Source organism: Candidatus Pseudothioglobus sp. Uisw_050_01, assembly GCF_048085775.1.
Taxonomy (GTDB): Bacteria; Pseudomonadota; Gammaproteobacteria; order PS1; family Pseudothioglobaceae; genus Pseudothioglobus.
The window spans coordinates 1,066,330-1,077,601 of record NZ_CP159804.1 but is presented as its reverse complement, the minus strand read 5'-3'; the positions used below and the strand labels follow the sequence as shown (position 1 = coordinate 1,077,601).

General features: G+C 33.9%; 12 protein-coding genes and 1 other RNA gene. 1 reads left to right on the top strand and 12 read right to left on the bottom strand.

What is annotated here, in order from left to right:
* Positions 1 to 28: 28 nt before the first annotated feature.
* The 12 genes from recR to ABXT51_RS05370 all read right to left on the bottom strand — a co-directional run bounded on the left by recR (position 29) and on the right by ABXT51_RS05370 (position 9,698).
* Entirely contained in the window at positions 29 to 613 is a 585-nt protein-coding gene (recR, locus tag ABXT51_RS05425) for a recombination mediator RecR (protein WP_416694275.1), read from the bottom strand.
* Positions 614 to 633: 20 nt separating this feature from the next.
* A complete protein-coding gene (locus ABXT51_RS05420) occupies positions 634 to 939 on the bottom strand; it encodes a YbaB/EbfC family nucleoid-associated protein (RefSeq protein ID WP_416694273.1) in 306 nt (101 codons plus the stop codon).
* Positions 932 to 2,566: a DNA polymerase III subunit gamma/tau gene (gene dnaX, locus ABXT51_RS05415; protein WP_416694271.1), complete on the bottom strand. Its 1,635-nt coding sequence runs from the start codon at positions 2,564 to 2,566 to the stop codon at positions 932 to 934. Before dnaX ends, ABXT51_RS05420 begins: the two co-directional genes overlap by 8 nt.
* Before the next feature lie 29 nt (positions 2,567 to 2,595).
* An RNA gene (gene ffs, locus ABXT51_RS05410) (signal recognition particle sRNA small type) lies at positions 2,596 to 2,691 on the bottom strand.
* A 102-nt stretch (positions 2,692 to 2,793) separates the two neighbouring features.
* Positions 2,794 to 3,576 (bottom strand): aminotransferase class IV, encoded by a 783-nt coding sequence (locus tag ABXT51_RS05405; protein ID WP_416696303.1) that lies wholly within the window; start codon positions 3,574 to 3,576, stop codon positions 2,794 to 2,796.
* Positions 3,577 to 3,634: 58 nt separating this feature from the next.
* On the bottom strand, positions 3,635 to 4,363 hold the full coding sequence (locus ABXT51_RS05400) for an amino acid ABC transporter ATP-binding protein (RefSeq protein WP_416696302.1): 729 nt from the start codon (positions 4,361 to 4,363) through the stop codon (positions 3,635 to 3,637).
* 13 nt (positions 4,364 to 4,376) lie between these two features.
* A complete protein-coding gene (locus ABXT51_RS05395; protein ID WP_416694269.1) occupies positions 4,377 to 5,039 on the bottom strand; it encodes an amino acid ABC transporter permease in 663 nt (220 codons plus the stop codon).
* Entirely contained in the window at positions 5,039 to 5,761 is a 723-nt protein-coding gene (locus ABXT51_RS05390; protein ID WP_416694267.1) for an amino acid ABC transporter permease, read from the bottom strand. The genes ABXT51_RS05395 and ABXT51_RS05390 overlap by 1 nt, the downstream gene beginning before the upstream one ends.
* A gap of 75 nt (positions 5,762 to 5,836) precedes the next feature.
* Positions 5,837 to 6,721: an amino acid ABC transporter substrate-binding protein gene (locus tag ABXT51_RS05385; RefSeq protein WP_416694265.1), complete on the bottom strand. Its 885-nt coding sequence runs from the start codon at positions 6,719 to 6,721 to the stop codon at positions 5,837 to 5,839.
* Between the two features lie 257 nt (positions 6,722 to 6,978).
* A complete protein-coding gene (locus ABXT51_RS05380; RefSeq protein ID WP_416694263.1) occupies positions 6,979 to 8,124 on the bottom strand; it encodes a D-alanyl-D-alanine carboxypeptidase family protein in 1,146 nt (381 codons plus the stop codon).
* Positions 8,125 to 8,202: 78 nt separating this feature from the next.
* Positions 8,203 to 9,339: a rod shape-determining protein RodA gene (gene rodA / locus ABXT51_RS05375; RefSeq protein ID WP_416694261.1), complete on the bottom strand. Its 1,137-nt coding sequence runs from the start codon at positions 9,337 to 9,339 to the stop codon at positions 8,203 to 8,205.
* Positions 9,336 to 9,698 carry an MTH938/NDUFAF3 family protein gene (locus ABXT51_RS05370; protein WP_416694259.1) on the bottom strand — a complete coding sequence of 121 codons (363 nt, stop codon included), beginning with the start codon at positions 9,696 to 9,698 and terminating at the stop codon, positions 9,336 to 9,338. Before ABXT51_RS05370 ends, rodA begins: the two co-directional genes overlap by 4 nt.
* 155 nt (positions 9,699 to 9,853) lie before the next feature.
* Here ABXT51_RS05370 and gltX point away from each other — a divergent pair, with 155 nt between their 5' ends.
* The gene (gene gltX, locus ABXT51_RS05365; RefSeq protein ID WP_416694257.1) at positions 9,854 to 11,245 is read left to right on the top strand and encodes a glutamate--tRNA ligase; all 1,392 of its coding nucleotides are present in this window, start codon (positions 9,854 to 9,856) and stop codon (positions 11,243 to 11,245) included.
* Positions 11,246 to 11,272 lie beyond the last annotated feature (27 nt).

Sequence of the window (11,272 nt, the reverse complement as noted above, 5' to 3'; positions counted from 1 at the left end):
CGAGTCAAGATAAGGCTTTAAGGGCTAGTTAATCGTAATCTTTCCGGCCTGAAAGAGCATGTGCAATTGTATTAATATCTGTGTATTCAAGCTCACCTCCAAGTGGTATTCCATGAGCAATTCTAGTTGTCTTTACTTGATATTTTTTAGCTAAATTATGAATATAATGAGCAGTTACTTCGCCTTCAATTGTCGCATTAGTTGCTAAAATTATTTCACTAACATCACTTTTACTAAGAAGTTCCTCTAATTCATTTAAACCTAGTTCAGCTGCGCCAATGCCATCGATTGGAGAAAGATAGCCACTAAGCACAAAATACTTCCCAGTATAGACACCACTCTGCTCGATAACATGAATATCTGATGGGGTTTCAACAACACATAGCTGAGAATTATCTCGTGAAATATTAGAGCAGATTTCACAAATATTTTTTTCAGTCAAAGTTCGGCATTTTTCACAGTTTTTAACATTTTCCATTGCGTCTGTTAGGGCTTTAGCTATTTCTAAACCTCCTGGCCTATCTCTTTCTAAAAGATGGTATATAAATCTTTGAGCAGTCTTTGATCCAACACCTGGTAATTTACTGAAGGCTTTGTTAAGTTTTTCAATCATAGTTATTATTCAGTAGAAAGCTAGAAGGGAAGATTTAAACCACCAGTCACATTTTTCATTTTATCTTTAGATGCGCTATTGACTTTTGAAGATGCATCATTAAAGGCGATCATAATTAAGTCTTCAAGTATTTCTTTATCTGTTAATAGCGAATTATCTATATTAATGCTAGTAATTTTATATTCTCCATTTAATATAATTTTAATGGAGCCAGATGCTGAAATGCCCTCACAAGTCATTAATTTAATTTCTTCTTGTACACTCTCCATATCTTCTTGCATTTGCTTTGCTTTTTGCATCATTCCTGCCATTCCACCTTTAAACATTATCAGACTCCTTTATGGATTTAATAGACTTTATATCTACTTGAGAATTAAATACCTCTTGAAGCTCTTTAAGTCCATCATCATTTAAAAATTGACTTTCTGTTTGTTTGCGTTTTTCTTCACTTTTAACAGATTCTTTTTGAGATAAGGAGTCTCCATTAGTTGAACCTAGATTAATAACCAGTGTTATTCCAGGATAGGCTACATTTAAAGTTTTTTCAATTGAGCTTTGTGTATTTTGCGTAAGTAAATTAACAAAGCCATCACTTAAGGTGAGTGAAAGGCATTGATTTTCATGAGAATTAAATACTGTATTTTTAACAAGCATTTTTGCAGCACCAGCGAAGCCTAACTCATTAATTATTTTTTCCCAGTCAGCTTGAGATTTTACGTTTAGATGGTTTTCTATTGTTTGAATACTTTCTTCCCACACTTTAATTGGTGACTTGTCTTTAGTCAGCAGTCTGCCTTGAGTTTTTTCTTTAGGATGGTCTTTATTAACGGCTTTAGTACTTTGAGCTGATTTTAGAGTTTTTTTTTCAGCCTCAGTATCAGGATGAAATGCAATCATTCTTAATAAAGTCATCTCAAGTCCAATTTGTTCACTTGGAGAGTGGCGCATATCTTTTTGGCCATTAATTGCAATCTGATAATAAAGCTGCAAATCTTGTGCTGAAATAATACTTGCAAGTTCATTTATTTCTGAAGAGACTTGTTTCGCATCATCAACTATTTGAGTTGTTGCAATTTTATGAAACAGCGAGGTTAAATCATTAAGAGTATTAGTTAGATTTTCTCCTTTATGTGCAAGCTCTTTGATAAATAATAAGATCTCTTGAGCATCTCTATTGATAACTAATGAGGCAAGCTGAACAATTTCATTATGACTAACGAGTCCAAGCATTGCTTTGAGATCATCCTCTTTAACAGTCCCATTTCCATAAGATATTGATTGATCTAAAAGGCTAAGAGCATCTCGCATTGATCCATTTCCAAAATCAGCAATCTTAGATAGTGCTTCGTCTTCAAATTTAAAATTTTCTGCACCCATGATAAATTTAAGATGATTAAAAATTTCATCATGAGAAAGCTTATTCAAGTTAAATTGAAGGCAGCGAGATAGAATGGTAATTGGTAATTTTTTTGGATCAGTGGTGGCCAATAAAAATTTAATATGTTTTGGTGGCTCTTCTAAGGTTTTTAAAAGCGCATTAAAGCTGCTTTTAGAAAGCATGTGAACCTCATCAATGAGGTAAATTTTATATAGGTTTTTAGTGGGGGTGTATTGAGCATTTTCAAGAATTTCTCTCATATTATCAACGCCAGTATGAGAGGCAGCATCAAGTTCAATGAGGTCTACAGATTGTCCTTTATCAATTTCTATACAAGTTTCACATTTCCCACATGGTTTAGAGCTTACACCATTTTCACAGTTGACTGATTTCGCAAAAATTCTTGCAATAGTGGTTTTACCAACCCCACGAGTACCAGTAAATAAAAATCCATGGTGAAGATTATTGTTGTCAAGGGCGTTTACAAGTGTTCTTACAGTATGCGTTTGACCGACAAGCTCTTTAAAGTTATGAGGCCTGTATTTTCTTGCTAAAACTTCGTAGTGTTCGCTCATTACTTTTTATTTTATTATATTTAAAGTGGCGCCGAGAATAGAGTCCAACACATAAAAGAATTATTACCGTTGCTCCCTTCCAGGCCTGGCGGGGTTCATAACTATTTATTGTCGGCATACCCTCGACACCATTTTTGATTTTACTTGAATTGGTTATTCTAATTATTTAATATTCGATTTTTAGAATAATTTAGTTGATTTTTGAGAGATTTATGATTAGCTTATTTTTAGGCTGTTTTTAAGAACTGATATTGGTCATAAATTAATGACCATATTGGTCCAGAAAGACCAGTATTAATAATATTATTATCAATTGAGGTGATGGGGAGAATCTCTCTTGTTGAGCTAGTAATCCATACTTCATCAGCTTCCATTAATTGCTCTTTACTAAATATAATTTCGTTTACTTTAAAATCAAGTTTTTTAGCAAAGGCAATAGTAATATCTCGAGTAATGCCTGGAAGAATGTTTCGTCCTTTTGGGTGCGTATAAATACAGTTATCTTTTACAATAAAGACATTAGAGCTAGAGGCCTCTGTAACAATATCATCTCGCAGTAGAATTGCCTCTTCAGCATTATTTTCTTTAGCCTCTTGAGCGTAAAGAGTGTTTGCCAAAAGAGATGTTGCCTTAGTATTACTTTTTAACCACCTTATATCTTCTCTTGTGATAGCTGATTTACCTTTTAAAAGAGAATTTTTTTCTCTAGGTCCAATCAAACTTGATTGAATGTATATAGTTGGATTTAATTCATCATAGGTATGCTTTCTGTTCTCATCACAGCCTCTTGATATTTGTAAATAAATTGCTTGATTAACATTTTTAATATTAAAGGATATTATTTTTTCTATTAAATTTACCCAGTCATTTTTACTATGCGGGTTTTTTATATTTATGGCATCAAGTCCCTCTTGAAGTCTCAAAAGATGTGCTTCTAAACCAATGATTTTTTTATTATAGACTGGAAATACCTCGTAAACTCCATCTCCAAAGAGAAAGCCTCTATCCATTACTGATATAAATGCTTTTTCTTTTGGAATAAAATTTCCATTTAAATATACCATTTTCTTAGTGATTTAAAATCTTGGAGAGAAATTCCTGAGCTCGATCACTACGAGGAGAGCCAAAGAAATCTTGTGAGGGAGCATCTTCAATAATTTTTCCACAGTCCATAAAGACTACACGATCAGCAACTTTTCTAGCAAAGCCCATTTCATGAGTGACAACCATCATTGTCATTCCATCTTTTGCTAGTTTAACCATAACATCTAATACTTCATTAATCATCTCTGGATCTAGAGCAGAAGTTGGCTCATCAAAAAGCATTGCCATTGGCTCCATTGCAAGTCCACGAGCAATAGCTACTCGTTGTTGTTGTCCACCTGATAATTGTGATGGATATTTGTGAGCATGATCTGTAAGTCCAACTCGCTCAAGCAAAGTCTTTGTTTTTTGTTCAGCCTCTTCATTAGTTCGACCTAATACTTTTGTTTGGCCTAGTTTTATGTTTTCGGTTACATTCATATGTGGGAAAAGTTCAAAGTTCTGAAATACCATTCCAATTTTAGACCTCATTTGATCTAGGTCTGTTGACTTATCAGTAACATTTGTTCCAGATACTGTAATCTCACCACTATTAACTGGTACTAATCCATTAATAGTTTTAATCAAAGTACTTTTTCCAGAGCCAGAAGGCCCACAAACAACAATTACTTCACCTTTAGAGACATCCAGTGAGCATTCATTCAAAACTTGAATTTTGCCATACCACTTATTGACAGATCTCATCCTAATCATTCTGTGATTCTTTTTATAATTCATTATTTATCCTTTTTTGAAGGTATTTAACACCTATGGATGCAGCAAAACATATTACAAAATACACCAGCGCAACAAAGAGAAACATTTCAACAAGTCTTTGATCTCGGTTTGCTACTATTTCAGCACTAACAAGAAAATCACGTAATCCAACTACATAAACTAATGATGTATCCTGAAATAGAATAATCGCTTGAGTTAAAAGTATTGGTGTCATTGCTCGGAAAGCTTGAGGGAGGATAATATAACGCATACTTTGGAAATAGGTAAGGCCAAGTGCTCGAGCTGCAGCCAGTTGACCAAGTCGAACTGAATTGATGCCTGCTCTTATAATTTCTGAATAATATGCTGCCTCAAAAAGAATAAAAGCTACCAATACTGATGAAAAAGCACCTACTGGCTTTCCAACAATAAGTGGCACGAGGAAAAACAACCAAAAGATAACTAAAATAAGTGGTAAGGATCGAAAGAAGTTTACATATGCTGCAGAAAATTGAGATAAGACTGGTATTTTTGCAATACGCAAAAGTGCTAAAAATGTACCTAAAATAATTCCTCCAATAATAGCAAGGCTAGCTAAAAGGAATGTCATTTTTATGCCTTCCCATAATAAGGAACTATTTGCAGGAATAACTGAAAAGTCAAGTTCAAACATTAAGAGGCTCCTTTTGAAAATGATCCAGGAAGTGCTGTTCGTTTATCTACTTGTTGCATCAATGCCATTACTGTGAAGGTAACAAGAGAATAAATGATAGTTGCAGCAGTAAAAGCTTCAAATCCTTGAAAGGTGTACTCTTCAATTTGACGAGTCATAGCAGTAAGTTCAATTACGCCAATTGTAAGAGCTAAAGAAGAATTTTTAAATATTGTCAGAAACTCACTTGTAAGTGGTGGAAGTATTATCCTATATGCATTAGGCAACAGGACATATCGATAGACTTGTACTTCAGTCATGCCAATTGCTTGAGCAGCTTGGCGTTGGTCTTCACCAACCGCTTTTATTCCAGAGCGAACTTGTTCACAAACTCTAGATGCCGTATAAAGGCCAATTGAAATAATTGCAGTAGTCAAGGCTGGATAGGGCATGTCTCTTTTTACCCATCGTGACCATTCATCTGTTAGAAGCTCAGGAAAAACAAAATACCAAAGAAAAATCTGTACTAATAGAGGTATATTTCGAAAAAATTCAACATAACAGATGGCAATTAATCGTAAGGATTTTTTACTTGAGGTGCGAAATATTCCTAATATAGAGCCCAGAGAAAATGCAATAATCCAGGCCAAAATAGATATTAGAATAGTCCAGCCTAATGCTCCGATCATCCAGCCTAGATATGGATCACGAAATAAAATGCCCCAATCCCAGTTATAGTTCATATTTCTCCTAGATTTCTAATATGACAAGGCGTGTGAAAACACACGCCTTGTTTTTGTTACTTTTTAAAGTTTAATTTAATTAGGTAACGCTTGAACCTCAAATGCAACACGCAATGTTGAAGACATTGGCATATTTATAGCAGTTGGTCCTGGCTCAAACCATTTAGCATAAATTTCATGCATTTCACCTGATCTCATTAATCCAGCCATTGTCGCACGACCAAGACGCTCAAAGGTTGAATCATTTCGCTGCACCATTAATGCATAAGGGTCAAACGATAGGAAGCGACCCGTAACTTGATAGTTTGAAGGGTTATTAGACTTAGAAATTAAACCATATAAAAGTACATCATCTGATCCATAAGCATCAATTCGATCAGTCTTAAGTGCTAGCCACCCTTGACTATGATCCTTAACCGTAACAACTTTAATGTCTAAGCCATCAGCTGCAATTGCTGCCTTGATAGCTTTTTCATTCGTAGTTCCTGCAGACATTCCAATAACCATTCCATTCATATCTTCAAGTTCATTAATACCTGAGCCTATTTTTGAGGCAATTTTTGTGCCGGTTATGAATGTAGTAGGCAAGTATTCAACTTGCTTTTGTCGAGTCAGATTATTAGTTGTAGAACCGCACTCCATGTCAATAGTTCCATTGGCAATTAAAGGTATACGAGTTTGCCCAGTAACTGGAACATAGTTAATTTCTAGACTGCTAACTCCAAGTTGGACCTTAATTGCATCAACAATCTTATGACAAAGGTCAATTGAATAACCTTCTGGTTCATTATTAGATCCGATGTAAGAAAAAGGAATTGAGGTTTCACGATGTCCAATATTGACTACGCCACTATCTTGAATTCTCTTAAGAGTGGGGCTATCCCCAGCATCAGCAAATGCAGGAAGTGAAAAGCTTAGTGCAGAGGCAATTGCCGCAAAAAGTATTATATGTTTTTTCATTTTTAAAACTCCTATTAGTTAATAAAGTACTTTTGTAAAATAATGGTTTAAAAAGCACAATTCTAGTATAGCAACATATTTACTCAGTTTTTTATATAAATGTTTTTAATTAGATAGAGCTTAAGGAAAGAAATTATCAATCAAAAAAATAGTTCTATAGAATTTATTAACTAAAAAATAAAAAGAAAACTTAATTCAAATTTTTCAGAGATTGGTATGCTTCAAAACCCAATTAGTACTCAATAAAGCTATTTATATTATCTAAACATAAGTTTAACCGTGTCAACCATTTTAGTAAATATGCCACCCTCAGTTGCATCTTCCAGAGCTATAAGTGGGAGGGTTGCAATGTCCTCATTGCTAAAGCTTATTACGAGTGTTCCTATTTGATCCCCTTTATTAATTGGCGCAATTAAGTCACTAGAAAGATTAATAGTTTGGGTAGTATATTTGAATTGGTTTCGTGGTAACGTTAAAAAGCTTGTATCAGAAACTCCTACCTTAATATTTGCTTGTTTTGATTTATACACAGGAACTTGATGAGAAATATCATTGACTGACTGTGTTTCAAAAAAACGAAATCCATAGTCTAAAAGTTTTTCTGTTTCAACTGTACGAATTTCTGAGCTTTGTGAACCGAGCACAACCGAGATAAGCCTCATACCGACTCTATTCGCACTTGTGACTAGGCAGTATCCCGCTTTTGTAGTCCAGCCAGTTTTTAATCCATCAACAGTACTATCCCTTGATAAAAGTTTATTTCTGTTAGGCTGAGTGATGTTGTTATATGTAAATTCTTTCTGACTATACCATTTGTAATAATCTGGAAAATTTCTAATCATTGCGCTTGAAAGAATCGCCATATCTTTTGCAGTCGAATATTGATTATCATGTGGAAGCCCTGAGGAATTTTCAAAGTTAGAATTTTTCATTCCAATTTGCTCTGCATAGTCATTCATAAAGAGAACAAATGTGCCTTCTGAGCCAGCTACATGCTCAGCTAAAGCAACGGAAGCATCATTTCCAGACTGAATTATCATTCCTTTAAGCAGGTCTTCAAGTTTGATCATTTTTCCAACTTCAATAAAGCTCCTTGATCCACCAGTTCTCCATGCCTTTTCACTAATTTTTACTTCTTCATCGAGAGTAATAAATCCCTCTTTAAGTCTTTTAAAAATGACATATGAAGTCATCAGTTTTGTAAGGCTTGCAGGGGGCCTCATTTCATTTTCATTATGTGACGCAAGAATTTTGCCAGAATTGTGATCCATTACGACAAAAGCTTCTGCAGCAATTGCAGGAGCATCAGGAATATAAAAACGAGGCTCCTCAGCATTTACGTTGGTTAAAAATAGTATTAAAAAGGCTGATTTAAGGAGCAGAGTAAAAGAATTGATATTCATAAGGTTATTTTTTAATTAATTATTTAAAGTTTTATATTGGAAAATTATTGTTTAAGTTATGTATTTAATTATAACTAGTTACTGTAAATACCTTGGACCTTTATGTTTATGTATTGACATAATAATACCAAAACTTGCCATAAGAGTTATAAGTGATGAGCCTCCATAACTTATTAGAGGAAGGGGGACTCCAACCACAGGAAGGAGGCCTGAAACCATGCCAATATTAACAAAAATATATGTAAAGAGTACAAACGTAAGACTAGCACCCAATAATCTTGAAAAGTTGTCTTCACATCTTAGAGATAAGATAAGGCAGCGATAAATTATGAGTAAGTAAATTGTTATTAACAATAAAACTCCAAGAAACCCAAGCTCTTCTGCTAAAACTGAAAAAATAAAATCAGTAGATTGCTCTGGAACAAAGTCAAGTTGTGATTGAGAGCCCTTTGTAATACCTTTGCCAGTAAAGCCTCCCGAGCCAATGGCAATTTTTGACTGAATAATGTGATAGCCAGAGCCTAATGGATCAGACTCTGGGTTGAATAGAGTTAAAATTCTTCTTTTCTGATAGGTTATTAAAAAATAATTCCATGCTAAAAATAAAGAGCTACTCAACATGCTTGAAAGAAGCAATAGGTTTAACCATTTATTTTTTAATAACATCACTCTTACTCCAGAAAAAAATAAAACATAGACTCCAGATGCACCTATTAATAAAGAGGTTCCAAGATCAGGCTGCCTAGCAATAAGCAGAACAACTAGCCCAATAGCTAGTATTGAAATTAGGACTGGAAGAGGACGAGGAGGTAAAGTTTTTTCACTTAAAATTGCAGCAATTGTCATTGGCACAATAATCTTCATCAATTCTGAAGGTTGAAATCTTACTAGTCCAAGATCAAGCCATCTCTGAGCTCCTCCTCCAGAGCTGCCAAAAAAAAGAACTAATAGTAGTAGAAAAATACCAAGAATCATTAATGTGGGAGATGATCGAAGCATAATAATTGGGGGAATTTGAGCGATTACTAGCATTACTGATGTTGCTAAACCAAGATGAACTAATTGACGATAAACTAGGTTTAAAGAGCCACCAGAGCTACTATAAAGAATTAGTAGTCCAAGAGACGATAGTAAGATGATTAATATTAATAGAGGTGTATCAATTTTAAAAAACTTATAAAACTTTTTTATTGTTTTGTATAAATAAGAAATCATAAAATTAACAAGCCAACTTTCCTTAAGTCTCCAAGAAGTAAATTAAAACTTGAGCATGCAGAAGTGTTATTCATACATTCAACACCTAAGTTAATTTCTGATAATGACATTTGCTGCTTTGGAGATAGAAAAATTGGACTACTTCCAGTGCCAATTATTAAAAGATCAATTGACTCTTTTGATAAAAGTGGAAATAGAAATTCTTTGTTAATTTCGTCTAAGTTTAAAGCTGATAGCTCCTTTGATTCATTTGTAGAGATAAAACAAGGCTTTTTTAACTTTAAATGGGAGAGGGTAATTGTTAAATCATCGTATGAAATAATGGTATTTTGATTAGCATTTTGCTGAGTGAATTCCATTAATATACTTTTCTATTTGAATGTTGGGATATTATAACAGTGTAAAATTAGCTTATCATTTGATTTGATTTGATAGGTTAATAGTATTAATCAATCTATCAAGAAATGAACTATTAGTTCTAATGATATTTAAATCTACAATTCTTAAAAAATAAATGAAATCAAGATTTGCCCCTTCCCCAACTGGTTATTTACATATTGGCGGTGCTAGAACTGCTCTTTTCGCATGGTTATGGGCAAAAAAAAATAACAGTAAATTTGTTCTTAGAATTGAAGACACTGATAAGGAGCGTTCAACCCAGGCTTCTGTAGATGCAATATTAGAGGGGATGGACTGGCTGGGCTTAGATTATGACGAAGGTCCAATTTATCAGAGTGATAGAACTGAACGCTACAATCAAGTTATCTCTGAATTACTGATAAAAGGTATGGCATATTATTGTGATTGCTCTATGGAGCGATTAGAGTTAATGAGAGAAGGTCAAATTGCAAAAAATGAAAAACCTAAATACGATGGATGTTGTCGAAATAAAAGACTAAAAGATGGTGTTATTAGATTTCTTAATCCTGATGATGGCAATGTTAAATTTAGTGATTATGTTAAAGGTGAGATAAGCATTTCTAATTCTGAATTGGATGACTTAATTATTTCAAGGTCAGATGGATCTCCAACCTACAATTTGTCGGTTGTTGTTGATGATCATGATATGGGAATAGATTGTGTTATAAGGGGTGATGATCACATTAATAATACTCCTAAGCAAATTAACCTTTATCAGGCTATGGATTGGCTTATTCCTAAATTTGCTCATGTGCCAATGATCTTGGGCTCAGATGGATCACGCTTATCAAAAAGGCATGGAGCTCTAAATTTATTATCCTATAGGGATGAAGGCTTATTGCCTTATGCTCTTCTTAATTACATTGTAAGGTTGGGCTGGTCTCATGGTGATCAAGAAATCTTTTCAGTTGATGAAATGATTAATCTTTTTGACTTGAGTAGTATTAATAATTCACCAGCTAGCTTTAATCAAGAAAAGCTTGAATGGATTAATCAGTCCCACATTAAAACAATTGAAGTCAATGAGCTTGCCTCTAATCTTAAATGGCACCTTGATCAGCTTAACATTAAAACAGATAATGGACCTAATATTAATGAAGTTATTGATGCTCTAAGAGATCGCTCTAAATCTTTAGTTGATATGGCTCAGAGCTGTAATATGTTTTATAAAGATTTTAAAGAATTTGATGCAGTCCAGGCAAATAAAATTTTTACTAAAGATTCAAAGTTAATATTAGTTGACTTACTGATTAACTTAAATGATGTTATCTCTTGGAAAGCAGAGAGTATCCACTCTGTTATTAAAGACATTTGTGAAGATAGAGATATTGGCTTTGGTAAGGTAGGCCAGCCATTTAGACTTGCTATTAGTGGAGATGGGAAAGCAGGAAGTGTTGACATAAGTGCGCAACTTGTTGGTAAAGTAAGAACCTTACTTCGAATACAAATGGCTTTAGATTATATTGATAATATTACTTCTTCTTGATCTTATTCTTAGGCATATAGCAAAAAT